This window comes from Saccharicrinis sp. 156, assembly GCF_050589685.1.
Taxonomy (GTDB): Bacteria; Bacteroidota; Bacteroidia; order Bacteroidales; family Marinilabiliaceae; genus Saccharicrinis.
The window spans coordinates 153,963-171,138 of sequence record NZ_JBNGOS010000002.1; the positions used below are offsets into that span (position 1 = coordinate 153,963).

Sequence of the window (17,176 nt, forward strand, 5' to 3'; positions counted from 1 at the left end):
GCATTGTATTGCCACAACAAAATCCTTTTTTTTAATGCGCTTTTTCTAAGGGAAGGGTTGCAAAATTCATTTGTTAATGTAGTTTTTATAAGCTTCTGCTGCCATAACAAAATTATCGTTAGGAGTTGGAGGATTCGTAAGTGCATTAAAAAATACTTCTATGTCGTTTTGAGTAGAAATTATTTTTTTCTGATTCGTAGTTATTTCATTGGCTTTTCCCTAAACGGTAGATAATACAAACTCTGTAAGAGTTCTTTATCCCCAGCATAGCAACTCCTTCAAAAAGTTCCTTTTGTTCTTTGGGCAGCCTGGTATCAAACCTCGCTTTATCATTTTCAATGGTATCCATCTTTGTGTTTATTCATAAGGATAATTATAGCAATTCTTAAAATATTAAATAGGAAGGATAATAACCGTACTTATAGATAAGTTTTGTAATGACTTTTTCTATAATTCCAATTTCCATTCGTCGGGTAAAACCGTTCAAACTTCTAAAATACCCAGCCAACGGTCTAATTGAATTGAGGTACACAACAAATAGAGGAATATTTGTATCGTAAATCAATTATTAAATCAATTAAGATGAACACGATATTGAAAACATTCATGCCAATTCTTTTATTAGGTATAATTTTTTTACCGGCAAAAGGACAGGAAAAACAGTTTTCACTGGACGATTGCATTGCGTATGCCTTGGAAAACAGTACCACTATTGGCAGGGCCAATAATGAGGTTATTAGTATGGTTTCTGAATTGGAACAAAGAAAAGCGGAACGTAGTCCCAATTTATCATTGTCGGCCAATGAATCAGTAAGCTCCAATAATACTTATAACAACACAGAAGGAATCTGGGACCGGGAAACAAATAGCAACTTGAATGTTTCCTTAAGCTCAAACCTTACCTTGTATAACGGTGCAAAAATCAAAAACTCCATTCTTCAAGGAAAAATCAACCTATCCGCAGCCGAAACTGATATTAAAACCAAGGAAGAATTATTAAGTCTGGATGTTCTGGCCAATTACATTGCCGTGTTGCAGGCTAAGGAGCAAGTAAAAAACAGCCAGTCGCAATTGGAGGCCACGGAAAAGGAACTGGAAGAAGCTACCATTCGTCGTGAGGCGGGAGTCATGTCGCCATCTGACTATTTGAATATAAGATCGCAGTATTCGAGCGATAAGGCCACCTTGGTCACTTCGCAAAGTTCGTTACGAATTGCTTTGGTAACCTTGATGCAGACCATGAATATGCCTGTGAGCAATTCGTTCGACATATCGCATCCTAATATAGATACCTTAGTGAAGTTGAACACGGAAACGGATCCCGGCATTGTGTATAACGTGGCATTGGGAATTCAGCCAGGTGTTAAAACAGCCGAGTTGGACCTGGAAAGCTCGGAGATGGATATCAAACTCGCAAAAGTAAATGCACTACCATATCTTTCGTTAAACGGGAGTGTTCAAAGCAATTATAATAGTGGATTTACTCCTGCATTTAGCGATCAATTTTCTAACCAGGTAACTCCCACCATTGGGTTATCCTTGTCTATTCCTATTTATCAACGAAAAGAGGTTAAAAACAGGGTGAAACAAGCGGTGATTACAAGGGATAATTATGAGTACAACCTGATAGACACCAGAAACGATTTGCGAAAAGCCATTGAACAGGCCTGTACCGATGCGCAAACGGCCAGTAGTACCTTTTTGTCGTACGAGGAACAATTCGTGGCAGAACAGGAATCTTTTAAGTTAGCGGAAGAAATGTTTTCGCAAGGAATGTTGAGTTCCGTGGATTTCCTGATATCGAAAAACAATTTAACGACAGCAGAAAATAACCTGACAAGGGCAAAGTACGAAATGGTTTTACAAAACGAAATCATTGAATACTACATGGGAAACCTTATTGCCCTATAAAATGATAAAAGGAAGTAAAATAAACTGGATACATATATCTGAATACTAAAATCTAATAAAGATGAAACGGAAAAAAATAATCATTTATGCAGTTGTTTCATGCATGGTAATAGCAGCAGTACTGACTTATTCCTTTACCAATAGCGGCAAGTCGGGATATGTTTTTGAAACAGCAATAGTGCAACGAGGATCCATAAACAATTCGATTACGGCTACGGGAACATTGGAAGCCACTAACACGGTTGAGGTAGGAACCCAGGTGTCTGGTGTGATCGAAAAACTATATGTGGATTTTAATTCTATCGTAAAAAAGGGGCAGTTAATTGCGGAGCTGGATAAATCCACCTTAAAATCTTCGCTGGAAAATGCACAGGCCGACCTAAACAGATCAGAGGCCGAGTACGAATACCAAAAAAGCAACCTGGCCAGGATGAAGACTTTGTACGATAAAGATGTGTTATCGCAAAGTGATTATGATTTAGCGGTGTATAATTATAAAACAAGCGAAGCTAACCTGAAGTCTGCGAAAGCCAATGTAGAAAAAGCAGAGCGGAATTTAAGTTATGCCACCATCTATTCACCTATTGATGGCGTGGTGTTGAACCGTGCCGTAGAAGAGGGGCAAACTGTGGCAGCAAGCATGAATACACCTGAGCTGTATACTATTACCAACGATTTAAGCGAAATGCAGGTGGAAGCCGATGTGGATGAAGCCGATATAGGTATGGTGGAAGTTGGGCAGCATGTGGATTTTACGGTAGATGCTTTTCCAGATGATACTTTTACCGGTAAGGTTTCCGAGATAAGGCTGCAGCCTAATGAATCGTCAAACGTAATTACCTATACGGTAATTGTAATAGTTGCCAACCCCGACAAAAAGCTAAAGCCGGGCATGACCGCAAGTATCACCGCATATGTGGAAGAAGCCAATGATGTATTATTGGCAGCAGGTAAAGCCTTACGTTTTAGTCCGGAAAGGGAAATGATGATGGAATATATGCAATCATTACCTGAAGATCAAAGACCGCAACGCCCGGAAGGAAGACCAGGTATGAACGGAAACAAAGGTAACATGCAAAGCGGTCAATCATCCGGAAAGCAAATGCAAGGGCCATCTGATGGTATGATGAAAGAGGATGACTCAAAAACAATGGTGTGGATTAAAAAAGGTAGTTCGATTCATCCTGTCCCCATTGAAATTGGTATTAATGATGGATCAAAAGTTGAAATTATCTCAGGCTTGACTGAAGGTGATGAAATTGTAATATCCATGACTGAAGGTATGGAACAGGATGTTGATGAGGATAATGAATCGGAGAACAACGATGAACAATCCAGTCCATTTATGCCATCGCGTCGCAAAGGTGGCGGTGGACCACCGAGGTAAGACTTCGATAAGCGGTGGGAGAGTTGGCAGTCAACAGTTCTCTGTAGGCAGTGATTTACTTGGCGCAAAAAAAAGGGAACAAGGAAAACGGAAAAGGGAGAGCGAGGTTGTTTAAGAGCAATTTAAAGAATGCTCCAAAAATCTTTCCGAGACAAGCTCGGAACGCATAGTCCCGAATTTATTTCGGGAGTTGAATTTCCATATGTTAAAATCAAAAATCATGGACAACAATAAAATCATTGAAATAAAGAACCTGCATAAGATTTATGAGGTAGGAGGTGAGCAGGTTAGGGCGCTTCGGGGAGTGGATTTAACCATAACAAAAGGCGAATTTGTGGCCATAATGGGTACCAGCGGTTCAGGCAAATCAACCCTGTTGAATATTCTTGGATGCCTTGATAGAGCATCGGAAGGGGATTATTGGCTGGATGGAAACAATGTGAAGTCCATGAAGAAAAATCAGCTGGCGGAAATAAGAAGCACCAAGTTGGGCTTTGTGTTCCAGTCGTACAATTTATTGCCCAGAACTACGGCCCTGGAAAATGTGGAACTCCCCTTGTTATATAATCCATCCATTAACAGTAAGCTGCGTCGCGAAAAGGCTGAGGCTGCCTTGGTAGCAGTGGGTTTGCAAGATAGGATGAAACACCTGTCCAACCAGATGTCGGGCGGACAGCAGCAACGTGTGGCCATAGCCCGGTCAATAGTGAACGACCCGGTAATTATTTTGGCCGATGAGGCCACGGGCAACCTGGATACACGGACTTCTTTTGAGATTATGGCCTTGTTTCAGGAACTGAACGAAAAAGGCATAACCATTGGCTTTGTGACACACGAACCGGATATCGCCTTGTTTACCAAAAGGAATATTGTTTTCAGAGATGGCCGGATTATTAAAGATGCCCAAACAGAAAATAGGGCCATTGCCAGTGAGGCGATATTGAAACTGAAAAACGAAGATTATATATTGAATTAGGATAAGGTTGATTGGAAAGGTTCATACGAAGCTCCTGAGGCTTATGGACCGTTCCTTATGTATACCTTTAGTTTTAGGCAGTTCTTAAAGAAGCTTTATGTTTCTGTGTTTTAAGTCTATTATCTCTAATCTATTACCTAAAAATCTTGCAAAATGAAACTAATAAACTTATTTAAAATAGCCATTGCAGCTATTAAGCGCAATAAAATGAGATCGTTCCTGACCATGTTAGGGATTGTCATTGGGGTAGGGGCAGTGATTACCATGTTGGCTATCGGCCAGGGATCTAACGAAAGCATTAAATCAAGTATTGCCTCTATGGGAACCAACCTGATTAACGTGATGCCTGCCAGTATGAGCAGGGGTGGCGTACAACAAGGCAGAACGGCATCGCAAACACTGAAAGAGAAAGACGTAGCGTATCTGAAGCAAAATTGTACTTTGATTGACGCAGTGTCTCCCGGAATGAAGGGCTCTGGGCAAGTAGTATATGGATCGAACAATTGGCCGACAAGCATCAGTGGAGGTAATGAAGAATATGCAACTATCAAAAAATACGAGATTGAGACAGGTCGCTTTTATACCAGTCAGGAAATAAAAACAGCAGCAAAAGTATGCGTTCTGGGTCAAACAGTGGTGGAAAATGTTTTTGGGGAGGATGTTGACCCTATTGGACAAAGTATTCGTTTCAACAACATACCGTTTAAGGTAATAGGAACTTTCAAAGAAAAAGGGAACAACACTTTCGGACAAGACCAGGATGATATGATTCTGATGCCTTATTCAACGATCATGAAACGTATAACCCGCGAGACACATTTGCGTGAAATTGTTTTGTCGGCTTCTTCCGAAGATAATATTAAAGAAACAAGCGCCGAGATAGAAGAGTTGTTGCGTCAATCGCATAAATTGAAGGAAGCAGAGGATAATGATTTTGAAATCAGAACCCAGGAGGAGCTGATCAGCAACTTTGGGTCTATATCAGAAATGTTGTTGGTTTTATTAGGATCAATCTCAGCTATTTCTTTGTTAGTAGGCGGCATTGGGATTATGAATATCATGTATGTGTCGGTTACGGAGCGTACCAGAGAAATAGGACTGCGCCTGGCCATTGGCGGAAAGGGCAAAGACATTCTGATGCAGTTTTTACTGGAAGCTATTTTACTGAGCGTGTTAGGCGGAATCATAGGGGTATTGCTCGGGTATTTTGCATCTAATTCGGTGGAAAGTATCTTGAACTGGCCCATTCTGATTACCACGGATTCTGTGTTGTTATCGTTTTTGGTTTGCTCTTTTATCGGTGTTTTCTTTGGCTGGTATCCGGCGCGAAAGGCGTCAGCTCTTGATCCGATTGTAGCTTTACGTCACGAATAAGTGTGCAGCTAAGTGCATAGAGCGATAGGCGGATGGCTCGAAAAATAAGGTTTGATGTTTTGCAATTGTAAAATATAGTATATCCGTAATTTGGACTCTCCTTCTTACTAAGGAGGAGAGCCGATTCCCGTCTTGTAAACTATTGTAAAAATGCAATTTTCCAACTTTTCGAACTCTGGTGGGCAGCAAAGAAATACCATCCGTTTGATAATAACTGTCTACTGCTGACTATTGACTGAAATAATTATCTTTACCATATGCAAATTATCAAATCAAAACTAGGAAACTGGTTACCGCATATCATAGCCATAGCATTTGTGCTTCTGATGCCTTTGTTTGTATTCGACAGGTCGGACAATCATCTGACATTTTGGAGATATATGTACTACTATCAGATGTTTTTTATGACATTGGCATTTTATGTCAATTATTTGGTATTAGTGCCCCGATTGTATTTCTCTAAAAACAAAATCGTTTTTTTTATTGCAATAGTATTGTTCATACTAACCATTCTGTCTCTATGGCAAATGGGTTTTGAACTGGTTGGTTTTGACGAGATTAGGGAAAGTATGAGCATGGAGAAGCCTGTAAGGAAAGATAAACGTGAGGGTATGTTTCTCGACCCAAGGGCAGTTGACAATATTTACCTGCTTATATTGGTAATTAGCACCAGTACGGGATTAGCTATTATTCATAAGATCAGGCAAAACGAAAAAGTGCAACAAGAAAAAGAACGGGCGCATCAAGATACGGAGCTGGCTTTTCTGAAAAACCAGATTAGCCCGCATTTTTTCTTTAACGCTTTAAACAACATATACGCGCTTATTGCTATCGACAGCGACAAAGCGCAAAAATCTGTGGAAAAACTTTCTGCGTTAATGCGCTATTTAATCTATGAGTCAGATATTAAAACCATAGCCCTACAAAAGGAATTTGATTTTACACGAAATTACATTGACCTGATGCGGCAACGTTTGACTTCCAAAGTAAAACTGGATGTGAGCATCTCGAATCAAAACTCGAACACCGATATTCCTCCGCTGATGTTTATTCCGTTTATTGAGAATGCATTTAAGCATGGTGTCAGTTATCGCGAGCAATCATTTATAAAAATAGAGTTAAAACAAGAAAACAACCAAGTAAAGTTTGCGTGCAAGAACAGTATCCCCCAAAAAGGAAACAGTGTAAATGACGAAAAGGGCGGGGTAGGGATCACAAATATTAAAAAACGTTTGGATTTAATTTATGGAGATAGAGCTATTTTAAATATGGATATAGAAGAAAATGTTTTTAGTGTAAGTTTAATCATTCCTTTAGAATATTGATTTATAAATATTCTTCATGCCTAGTAATCTAATACCATGAAAAAAATTGCCTGCATAGCCATCGACGACGAGCCATTAGCCCTGGGTTTAATGGTTTCTCATATTAATAAAACACCTTTTTTGGAACTGAAGGGGGAGTTTGATAACCCGATAGATGCAATGGAATTTTTGCAGGACAATCCCGTTCAACTAATTTATTTGGATATACAGATGCCCGATTTTACCGGTGTAGAATTTGCGCGCACACTGGATGAAAGCTGTAAGGTGATATTTACTACAGCATTCGAGAAATATGCTTTGGAGGGTTTTCAGCTTCATGCCCTCGATTATTTACTCAAGCCAGTGAGTTACGAGGTTTTTTTGAAAGCAGCCAAACATGCCCAAAAACACTTTGACCTGATCGAAGCGGCAAAATCTCCGGCCGAAAGCCATCTTAATTCGGATGGCGATTACTTGTTTATAAAAGCCAACGCGCAATTAAGGCGGATTAATTATGGTGAAATTCTTTATCTGGAAGGATTAAAAGATTACGTGAAACTTTATACGGAATCGGAACAAACACCAATCGTGTTTTATGCTACCATGAAATCTGTTGAGGAGCGATTGCCTTCGGAACGTTTTATGCGTGTCCATCGTTCATTTATTGTCAATCTCGAAAAAGTAACCACTATAGAACGCTACAGAATCATCTTTGGTAAAGAACGCATTCCCATCAGCAAGCAATATAAAGACGCCTTTGATGAATTTGTAAAGAAGAAATTTCTTTAGCCTAATCAATTGGTTTCGACGAACGTTGTTTCATAAATTTTCGGGATGAGAATGCTACATGCACGGAGAAAAAGGGAAACGGAAATTTTTAGCTCGCCGTTATAGTGAACTAAACTAAATGTTTACTTCGTAAGCACCATCAAAAAAGCATTTGTGTTCCACGTTAAACCGTCCTTTAAACCGTCCTTTGGCCTTGACTTCAGATGGTGAACTCGCATTATCCATTAGTTTGCAATTAAAATCGGCCACGACATCTACGGCACCATCAACTTCATTGGTATAATAAATGTAAGTCCCGTAAAGGTTGTTTAAACCGGAGTTCAGCATTTCGCAGTTTAGCTCCACGCTGTATGGAACTATCTTGCCATTTAAAATTTCGTAGATCAATTGCTTAATATCCAGCTCTAAATATTCCATCCGTTTTTTAAATTTTAGGCAAAGATATAATAAAAAAAAGGCTAACCTCCGGGGAAGTTAGCCTTCATATATTCAAATTTACATTTGTTTTTTTAATTATCCTCTACAGCTTCCAGTGTGATGTCCCAGGTTTCTGCTGATCCGCTGTACACTTCAAATGTTACTTTATAAACTTCACCAAGAGCTACCTCAAAATTGTTTTTCAGAATTTTTGTGATTTTCTCGATTCTCACTTCCTCGGTTTCTTCGTCCTGGCCCTCACGAACATCGAAATTATCATATCTGCCGTTACCTACAAATTCGTAATCATCATCATTTAAAGTATATTCTATAGTATGTGCTTTATCCGTTTTAATGAATTTGATTGGTGGAACATATAGCCAAACATCACCATCATACTTAAAAGTTTCAGTTTTATTCTCAGTAGAAGAATATGCTGTCCAGCCAGTCTCGGTTTTTAAGTATTCGATAGCTCTAGTTTCAGTAACACCTCCTCCTGCATAATACTTGAAAACAGTTGCAATTTTAATTCCATTAAATGCATATGGGAATTTAATGGAAAGAAATGTTGGCAAGTAGTTTTCAGGAACATCTGATGCAGAAAAGTTATTGTAATTACCGGGAGCACCCATCGAATCGTAATCTTCAGAGGTTAACACATAAATTTCTACACCTTCTGGTAAATCTACACTTTCATCAGAGGAGGCCCAAATAGACCCATCAAATTCGTAGAATTCGCTAATAACAGAAACTCCTCCGCTGTAATAATCGTAAGTAACATATACTATATCTCCCGCTTCTGCACTGCTATATTTATTTGCAAAGAAATCTGGCAAATAGTTCTCTGGTCTAGCGCTTGAGCTAAAATTATTGTATTGAGCAGCATCCCCGCCAAAAGAATCATAATCACTGGTTGTTAACTCGTAAAAGGTAACATCTTCCAGGTCATATAGGTAACTAAGGCTTCCTTTGTAAAAGAGGTAAGTGATTTTAAATTCAGTTCCAATTTCATCAGTATAAAACTTGGCATCTAAAATCTCGGGTAAATAATCTTTAGCAGGTAAGTAATTAGAAAAGTTTTTAAAACTCAGAACATCTTCATTAGAAGATAGAGCATAATCTTCTTCAGTTAAAGTATAAGGTGCGTCTAATATAGCTTTCCCAACATGATTTGAAACGATAGGATCATCTAATCCATCAAAATCATCCGTTACATCCTCGCAACTCCATAATGCAAATAATGCAACAACCAGTGATATGTTTAATATATTTTTCATCAGTTCTAACTATTTAATTTATGGGTTAATTAAAAAATAAGCTTTAAGCCAACCGACCATGTTCTTCCGAATCCATAAAATACCTTGGCGTCTTCCCAAGTATCGTTCGATCCGCTTTCCGCATCAGTTATGTAAACGGCATCGAATAAATTGTTCACTTTTGTATAAATGCGAGCGTCAAAGTTCCCTAGCATAAATTTATAACTAGCGTTAGCGTCGAATATATTGGCAGAAGGTACCTGCCAGGTGTCTTCGCCTTCTAAATCATCTATTTCACCATAATCTGCAAAAAGTCTGTCGTAGTAATTGTAATCTAAGCCAATTTTAAACCCATTTAAAAAACTATAGTTGACTCCTAACGCTGCAGTCGTTTGTGCTGCATCGCCAATATGAACATCGCCGATTTGAAGCAATATTTTTTTTGCGTCATCCGGATCGGTTACAATCTCGCCTTGATCATTTACCAGGCGTCCATCCCTGTTGGTCGCATAAGCCTCTGCGTCATTTACCCATTTCCAATCTCCAAAAGATGCCATACCGGTAAATTCTAGGTTTTGTATGGGTTTGAACACAAAATCAAGCTCAATACCTTGGTGTAATGCTTCAACCCCTTCGGCATTATACCTTCCCAGATCAGGGTTTTGACTGCTTACATACCCTGTAAAGGTTTTGTCCCTCCATTCTGTTCGGTATAAGTTCAGGTTTAATCGTAACGACGACGTCCTCAGACCATAACCGATTTCCGTCGAGAATATTTTTTCATTAACAGCATCATCGTTTATTTCATTGCTGGTATCATCTGCCAAAAATACGCTTGAGAAATATGGAGCTCGTGAGAAGTAGCCTATATTAGCGAATACATTGTGAATATCAGTTAAGTTATAATTGGCTCCTCCCTTAATACTGAATCCGCCAAAATGGGTTTTGTCCGATTCTTTTTCATTCTCGGCATAATACATATTATCGACACGCCAATAGGTGGTGTTTGAAATTGCACCTGAAACAAATGCAGCCAATCTACCTTGGTTATACTCAGCTTGAGCGAAAGCACCTTCCCAAAGCACCTTCCCTAAATAATCCCTAGATATTTTATCACCGTATGAAAGTTTTTCGTTGACATAAGTGTCATCATCGCTTCTGTAATCTACATTAGTTCTATCTGGGTCAAGGAAGAAATCTCCACCTAGAAGATCAAGGATAGTTCTGTTGTGATCGCCCTCATAATATCTTAAATCAAGTCCACCATATATATCAAAAGACTTTACTTGTGTACTTAACGTTGAAATCGCACCTACCCATTTATGGTCGTTGTTCGAACTTGCAATAATTGAAGTTGAACCATCGGTATTCGCCGCGTTTAGTTCTTGAATGGCTGCATAATCTTTATATCCCTCTATGGTTCTGAAGGTATCATCCGTTCCATATTGCCAACTTCTGTCATCGCCTCGTGCAGAGTGGCCTCCTCCACTACCTATAGATCCATATAATGATGTACTTAAACTTGATTTTTCATTGATTGTCCAAAAATGATTTAATGAGAATTGAGGTTTGTGGTAGTAATTTCGGGCACCATTTTTACGTTGACCGTTTACACCAAAACCATACGTTCCATTGTATCTGTATTTTTCTTTTTTTGTTTCCCAATCGGCAATACTTAATTTATCGAAACTACTACGTTGGTTGTGCCATTGTTTAGCTCCAAATCCGGTAAACGACAATTGGTGATCATCGTTAATTCTTTTAGAAACATTAAAGAAATAAGAATAACTTTCAAATTCAGTGCCCTGAATATATCCATCACCTTTTGTTCTAGCACCTAATAATGTAATTGCCCAACCGTCTTCGGTTAATCCGGTGGAAATATTGAAACCTATTTTTTCGTATCCATCGTTGCCAATAGTTGTGGCAACAGCACCGCCTTTTGTGGCATCGGTTGTTTTTGTTAGAATATTGATAGATCCACCAACTGACGGTACAGCAACTTTTGATGCTCCTAAACCCCGTTGAACCTGCATTGATCTTGTTACATCAGAAAGTCCGGCCCAATTACTCCAATATATACCACCCCATTCCATGTCATTTACCGGAACTCCGTTAATCATCACAGCAACATTCGGAGAGTCAAATCCACGGATGTTGATACGTCCATCACCAAAACCTCCTCCTTGTTTAGTAGCATATACTGAAGGAGTTGACTTTAGAACCTCGGGAAATTCTTGAGTTCCTAGTTTGTCTTCTATTCCAATTGGACTAATTGTTGAAAGAGCCACCGGTGTTTTTCTATCAACTGCTACAGAAGCTATAACAGCTACTTCGTTAAGCCCAACAGAAGAAGATTTCATTAAAATTGTGCCAAGGTCTACATCACCATCCACCTTTACGGAGGCGGATTGATCAATATAACCTAAATAGGTGAACACCAGGTTGTATTTACCGTTTTTCAGGTTTAGTTTAAAAGTACCATCCAAAGAGGTAACCGTGCCAACTCCTTTATCCGACTCCAGGTAAATAGCAGCACCAATCAACGGTTCGTCGGTGCTTGAATCCACCAGTTTTCCAGTTACTTTACCTTGAGCATATGCTGCTAAAGGAAGGGCTAGTAGCATACCAACCACATAAAGCTTCGTGATAAAATGTTTCATGATTAAATAATTGAATTTAGGTTATAATAAAAACTTATTAATAGTTTCAAATATATATAATTTCTACGGCAAATATTCAAAAAACCGACCGACGAGTCGGTTTTGAAAACATTAAGTATGCGTTAACCTATTGTTATCATTGGCCACAGAAGGTAATTAAATTTTTTTTAAAAATTTATAATTGATAAAAAGGTCGAAAAGGATAAAAATAGGTTCGCGTGCCTTGAAATAGATAGGTTATGGAGTAAATAAAGGCTTTTGTAGCTGGGGGTTGGGTTTTTAAAGTGGGGTGGTATGTAGTTTTATTCTTTTTTTTATATTGCTATCTGGAGGCTCCGTTCCAATAAAGATCAAACGCTTCGTCAAATTCTTTGCGGAACTTTCCCATGGGATTGGGTTGAGATAAAAAGTAATTGGCAGTGGACCGGGTAAAAGCAAAATCGAAAAAAGTGATTAACTCTGTATTGTAGTTTTTCATCACGCCCATATTCACCTTCTGCTGGATGTTCTTCTGAGGGCCACTTAATGTTTCCCTTACCGAAAGTGCGTGTACCTTACTGTAGGGGCTGGCTTCAAAGCTACTGATATAATGAAACTTGCTTGGGTTTTTAATGAACCAGCTAACTATTTTTCCGAACACATCTTTGGTGTATGCCAGCGGATCTTCTTCCTCCAGCATTTCGGAAACACATTCTGTTTCAATTTCAAACATCAATGTTTTGTAAATTTCAACTATTAATTGATCTTTGCTTTTAAAGTGGTGATATAGTGTTCCTTTGGCAATTCCGATGCGACTTATTAATTCATTGGTGGAAGCGGAAAAACCTTTAGCTACAAATAATTCAATGGCACCATTTAAAATAACTTCTTTTTTCTTCATTACCACAATTGGTTTTCTTTTCAGAGATGGAGTGTTGTTAACAAAATAATAATGTGTTTAATGGTGACAAAAATAATAATAAATCGCACTCTTTCATTCCGCCTTTGGGAATTAATAAAAAGATAACATGAAGATTTTATTCAACTATCCACAAGAAAAGAGGCCATTTAAAAGTAAATTGAATGGCCTTTATTACAAAAACGTGATATGGAGGAATAAGATAATTTAGGGTTTTAGTTTGCTAGCCACTATGGAATAACAATTTTTCTTTTATAAACTCTATTCGCAGTTGTAATGAGTACAATATATATTCCTTGTTTCAGTTTGCTCACGTTATACAAATATTTATTAGATAGAATTGAATTTTGACTCATAACCTTAAAACCTGTTAGATCGTAAACTGTGATATTTTTTATCAAAGTTGCATCAGCAAATTTTACCCGGATTTCGCCATTGGCAAAGCAAAAGAACATATCCGCATTCATATGTGCCAAATCTGTAGAGACTACGGTAAAAATATCGGAAGTATTGGTACAGCCATTTACGGTTGTGGAACACTGGTAATTGCCACTCATCGTGATGTTTAATGTGTCGTTGACTTCCCCAACCAATAATGTGTTATCGAGGTACCATTGAAGGTTTTCCACCGTATTAGCCACTAATAAATTACTTTGGGGTTGAGTAATGCCGGGTTTGCCGGGCTTTACACAAAACCACATTTCTTCGTTTTGGGCAGGGTTATACGTTGCATCGCCATTTTGTTTAGCCACTATAGTTGCTAATCCGGCTCCATTAATAGTTACAGTATTTCCGTTTAGGGTAATGTTTCCTTGCTGTACCTCAAAAGTAACGGGTAGCCCCGATGAGGAGGTAGCACTGATTTGAAAGGGGCCATCTCCTAAAGACTTATCCCCTATGTCGGCAAAAGTGATGGTTTGGTTTAGTTTGTTGTTATACATTTTAATGTTGTAGTTAGGGTCAAATACCTCTCCTCCAATAGGGTCGCCATTCTGATTGTTTGCCGGATCTACAAAGCCCTTAATATAATAAACCAATAATTTATTAGATGAATTTGTCAGGTCAACAACATCTGTATAAAGTAAGTTTCCTGTTAGCGACTCATGAAAATTTAATTGCAATGGTTCTGCGGTAAAACCAACCAGTCGTTTTTGTTCTTTGTACGTTAATTTATTAATCAATGTAGCATCATTACTGGTCTTAATATCAATAGCAGGGCTATCGGTTACGGTATTCACGAAAATAATTCCTGATCCGTCCGCATCAGCGTAAGTTGTTAAGTTGGACGAAATCAAATCGAATGAGCGATCAATCCCGTTGGGGTTAGGTTTGTATCGCGTGGTATCTTCAACACCTACCAATGCATACACCAATGTATCTCTATGATTTACCAATCCTTTAAAAGATACCAGTGTGTCCCTGCTTGGGAAATTAACAAAAGCCAGGTCGAATTCGTCATACTCATCAATTAAGAATTTATCTATTTCCAGATTGTTCTGAAGTAATTGTTGCGATGTTGCTTGCGCATTTTTTAGGTGGGGATTACGGCATCTCCATCTAATTACAGACACAGCAGATGTTCCCGATGGGATATACGGCGAAGTATTGGCAGTTGCATATGATGCAATGGTGGTCAAATTGTTTAACTTGTGCTCTGCAATTCCGGCGCTGGGTAAGTTTCCGGCAGAACTAAAATCTCCAACAACAAGCATGTTTCGGGGTGTATAGTTACAGCCATATTCGCCAACGTGTTCATATACCGGGTTGTTGGTGCCATCGCCCCAGGGGCTGATATTCAACGATCTGCCCCAAAAGTCACCGCAAAAGGTGCCTTTTATCTCGGCAATGTGATTAAGCTGCCTCACGCTTCCATCGTGCATGGTTACCTTCGTAAACTCACCCGAGATAACAGAACGGAACAAATCATTTCCTGAAATATGATGAACCGCTCCGTCCAGTTGCTGAAAGTGAGTTGTCATAGTAGTCACATTAGCATCCATGTCATCTATTGTTCCATTGTTATCTGAGTCCTTAAAACTGAAGAATATATTTGATAAATATGGAGATTGGTCGTAGGTGTCGTACGAATCGGTAATTTCCGTAAAAGTTCCTCCTATCGTCACTTCACCCAACAGGTTAGTAGAAGAAAGCAAGCTTCGAGAGCTCAGGGCAAGCACTTCTCCATTTATGGACATATCCGTACCATGCCATTTTGGAATACCGTATAGTGTAGACAAAACAGCTAATTTATCAGATGTCACTATTGTTCCATCGGAATTTTCTACGGCAGTAAAATTACCGCCAATAAATAAATTCATTGGATCTCCATGATTTGTATGAATGGCCTTAACCGGGCCGTTTGTGCTTCCAATGTATTCCCATCGCCAATTTTCGAGGTTAAAGGCGACAAAATTAGTTGCATTCACAATACTCCCATCGGCGTTAACAGCCTGTGTAAATTCGCCACCTACAAATAGATATCCGCTGCCGTTTCGGCCATAATGATTCAGGTCTCGGCTATATCTTAATTCATGGACCACCCCGTTTACTCCTCGGCCCAAAGGCAGGTATTTTTCTGTTTGGATATCCCATGCAACCACATGGTTAGCATCGCTATGCACAGTTCCGTCGGCATCTGTTGCTTCAGTGAAGTCGCCTCCGATAAATACCGTGTTTGAGAATGGAGTTTCAACAAAAGTACTCGCACCCACATCCACCGAACGTACTAGGTTATTCACTCCGTTACCCAGCTTTACAAGTGCACCATTCACGATTCCGGCCAGGTTGTTGCAGTTTTTATAAAAACTCAAATCGGTAAAGTCGCCACCAAAATATAAATGATTGTTCGTGTTGAAATCGGCACTGTATATGGGATCAACAGGTACGTTATTGGTCATGGAATTCCAGTCAGTCCCATCCCAATAGGTGTTGTTTATCGCATATTCAACCCGGTTGGTTACCGAATTTGTAATCCAGCTAAAATACCCGCCCAGATAGATTCTTGTATTGGCTAAATTTCTGTTACCGTACATCACATTTGGTCGTCCACCTATGTTGCCTATTTGTTCCCATGTATTTCCATCGTATTTGCTTACCGAATAGGTATTGGTGGTAAAGCTCCTGCTTTGCAAATACAAATTGTTGTTCCTGTCCGTTTCCAGTTGCCCAGCTCCCCAATTGACCGCGGCAATAGAATTCCAGTTGAGACCATCATATTTAAGAAGAAAAGTCGGGTCGTCGCCGCTAATGTAAATGTTACCCGCATTGTCGTCGCATACCGAAATCCCATAACCACCGGAAACAGTAGGGGGTAAGGTTCCTGTAGAGCTCCATCCTATGCCATCCCACCTTGCCAGTATCGAAATATTGAATGGCGTTCCATTGGGGGATGTTGCCATCCCAAATTGTCCTATTGCATACACATCTTGTCCTTGGATCATGATGTCATTGATGTAATTGGATCTCGCATTTCCCCGCATTAATCCACCTGCCATATTATCCCATTGTTGGGCAGCTTCATCCCATTTAATGATACTGTTTGCGGGAACAATAGTCCCGTTGGGATTTTTTCCGGCCAGGCCACCGGCTGCTCCAATGTAAATATTTTGCGTATTATCCACTTTTATAGCTTTAAAAGCGTAAGGATTAGTAGGTACGTTTATCCCCATTCCTATATTTGACCAGTTTTGGGTTGATTTTTCCCACTTTGCAATGTTTTCCGTGTCAATTAAAGGTGTGCCAGTTTCGTTATCAATTTTATCAAAAGTACCTAAAACATATATATTGCCTTGGATATCCACATCTATGGCCGTAATAGTTGCAACCCTAAAAACTGAATGAATCAATTGACCATTTAACAAGCTCCATTTAACGCCATCCCAACTTACTATTTTTACCACTGTTTGATTGTTGACAGGTAGTTGCACGCCAATGTACACTATGCCATTGTTGTCCACGGCTCCGGCTTGTGTTCCGTAGGCATAATTGCCATTGTAACCGGGTATAATACTTGTGTTCCAGTAGTTATTACCATGTAACTGTGCTTTGACATTACATGGACAGGAAATCATTAGCACCATGGATAAGCATATCCCAACTACATACTTTTTAACCTTCATAACTTATCGATTTACAGAGTGAATGTTTTATAATCGAATACAAGTTATGGAGGAACATATTCAATTGCCTACCCATAAACAGC

At 39.2% G+C, this 17,176-nt stretch carries 12 protein-coding genes; 6 read left to right on the forward strand and 6 right to left on the reverse strand.

Annotation, left to right across the window (positions count from 1 at the left end):
- Positions 1-66: 66 nt before the first annotated feature.
- Positions 67-204, reverse strand: coding sequence for a hypothetical protein (locus ACRD64_RS01355; RefSeq protein WP_430931443.1), 138 nt, complete (start codon positions 202-204; stop codon positions 67-69).
- A gap of 378 nt (positions 205-582) precedes the next feature.
- Between ACRD64_RS01355 and ACRD64_RS01360 the strand changes: the two genes are divergently transcribed.
- From ACRD64_RS01360 to ACRD64_RS01385, 6 genes are all read left to right on the forward strand, one after another.
- Positions 583-1,911: a TolC family protein gene (locus ACRD64_RS01360; RefSeq protein ID WP_430931352.1), complete on the forward strand. Its 1,329-nt coding sequence runs from the start codon at positions 583-585 to the stop codon at positions 1,909-1,911.
- A 61-nt stretch (positions 1,912-1,972) separates the two neighbouring features.
- On the forward strand, positions 1,973-3,298 hold the full coding sequence (locus ACRD64_RS01365) for an efflux RND transporter periplasmic adaptor subunit (protein WP_430931353.1): 1,326 nt from the start codon (positions 1,973-1,975) through the stop codon (positions 3,296-3,298).
- A gap of 220 nt (positions 3,299-3,518) precedes the next feature.
- Positions 3,519-4,274: an ABC transporter ATP-binding protein gene (locus ACRD64_RS01370; protein ID WP_430931354.1), complete on the forward strand. Its 756-nt coding sequence runs from the start codon at positions 3,519-3,521 to the stop codon at positions 4,272-4,274.
- A 153-nt stretch (positions 4,275-4,427) separates the two neighbouring features.
- On the forward strand, positions 4,428-5,648 hold the full coding sequence (locus ACRD64_RS01375) for an ABC transporter permease (protein ID WP_430931355.1): 1,221 nt from the start codon (positions 4,428-4,430) through the stop codon (positions 5,646-5,648).
- Positions 5,649-5,905: 257 nt separating this feature from the next.
- Complete coding sequence (locus ACRD64_RS01380) at positions 5,906-6,973, forward strand: sensor histidine kinase (RefSeq protein WP_430931356.1); 1,068 nt, start codon at positions 5,906-5,908, stop codon at positions 6,971-6,973.
- Positions 6,974-7,009: 36 nt separating this feature from the next.
- Complete coding sequence (locus ACRD64_RS01385) at positions 7,010-7,741, forward strand: LytR/AlgR family response regulator transcription factor (protein WP_430931357.1); 732 nt, start codon at positions 7,010-7,012, stop codon at positions 7,739-7,741.
- Positions 7,742-7,855: 114 nt separating this feature from the next.
- Here the strand turns inward: ACRD64_RS01385 and ACRD64_RS01390 are convergent, their stop codons facing one another.
- From ACRD64_RS01390 to ACRD64_RS01410, 5 genes are all read right to left on the reverse strand, one after another.
- On the reverse strand, positions 7,856-8,158 hold the full coding sequence (locus tag ACRD64_RS01390; RefSeq protein ID WP_430931358.1) for a hypothetical protein: 303 nt from the start codon (positions 8,156-8,158) through the stop codon (positions 7,856-7,858).
- Between the two features lie 92 nt (positions 8,159-8,250).
- Positions 8,251-9,435: a hypothetical protein gene (locus tag ACRD64_RS01395; RefSeq protein WP_430931359.1), complete on the reverse strand. Its 1,185-nt coding sequence runs from the start codon at positions 9,433-9,435 to the stop codon at positions 8,251-8,253.
- Positions 9,436-9,464: 29 nt separating this feature from the next.
- Positions 9,465-12,077 (reverse strand): TonB-dependent receptor, encoded by a 2,613-nt coding sequence (locus tag ACRD64_RS01400; protein ID WP_430931360.1) that lies wholly within the window; start codon positions 12,075-12,077, stop codon positions 9,465-9,467.
- Between the two features lie 322 nt (positions 12,078-12,399).
- Positions 12,400-12,957 (reverse strand): TetR/AcrR family transcriptional regulator, encoded by a 558-nt coding sequence (locus ACRD64_RS01405; protein ID WP_430931361.1) that lies wholly within the window; start codon positions 12,955-12,957, stop codon positions 12,400-12,402.
- 248 nt (positions 12,958-13,205) lie between these two features.
- Complete coding sequence (locus tag ACRD64_RS01410; protein WP_430931362.1) at positions 13,206-17,093, reverse strand: T9SS type A sorting domain-containing protein; 3,888 nt, start codon at positions 17,091-17,093, stop codon at positions 13,206-13,208.
- Between the last annotated feature and the right edge of the window lie 83 nt (positions 17,094-17,176).

Bases quoted from the DNA above. Each gene is read 5' to 3' on its own strand.
- ACRD64_RS01390 (WP_430931358.1), bottom strand. From the start codon at position 8,158: ATGGAATATTTAGAGCTGGATATTAAGCAATTGATCTACGAAATTTTA.
- ACRD64_RS01385 (WP_430931357.1), top strand. From the start codon at position 7,010: ATGAAAAAAATTGCCTGCATAGCCATCGACGACGAGCCATTAGCCCTG.
- ACRD64_RS01405 (WP_430931361.1), bottom strand. From the start codon at position 12,957: ATGAAGAAAAAAGAAGTTATTTTAAATGGTGCCATTGAATTATTTGTA.
- ACRD64_RS01395 (WP_430931359.1), bottom strand. From the start codon at position 9,435: ATGAAAAATATATTAAACATATCACTGGTTGTTGCATTATTTGCATTA.
- ACRD64_RS01360 (WP_430931352.1), top strand. From the start codon at position 583: ATGAACACGATATTGAAAACATTCATGCCAATTCTTTTATTAGGTATA.
- ACRD64_RS01400 (WP_430931360.1), bottom strand. From the start codon at position 12,077: ATGAAACATTTTATCACGAAGCTTTATGTGGTTGGTATGCTACTAGCC.
- ACRD64_RS01410 (WP_430931362.1), bottom strand. From the start codon at position 17,093: ATGAAGGTTAAAAAGTATGTAGTTGGGATATGCTTATCCATGGTGCTA.
- ACRD64_RS01365 (WP_430931353.1), top strand. From the start codon at position 1,973: ATGAAACGGAAAAAAATAATCATTTATGCAGTTGTTTCATGCATGGTA.
- ACRD64_RS01380 (WP_430931356.1), top strand. From the start codon at position 5,906: ATGCAAATTATCAAATCAAAACTAGGAAACTGGTTACCGCATATCATA.
- ACRD64_RS01370 (WP_430931354.1), top strand. From the start codon at position 3,519: ATGGACAACAATAAAATCATTGAAATAAAGAACCTGCATAAGATTTAT.
- ACRD64_RS01375 (WP_430931355.1), top strand. From the start codon at position 4,428: ATGAAACTAATAAACTTATTTAAAATAGCCATTGCAGCTATTAAGCGC.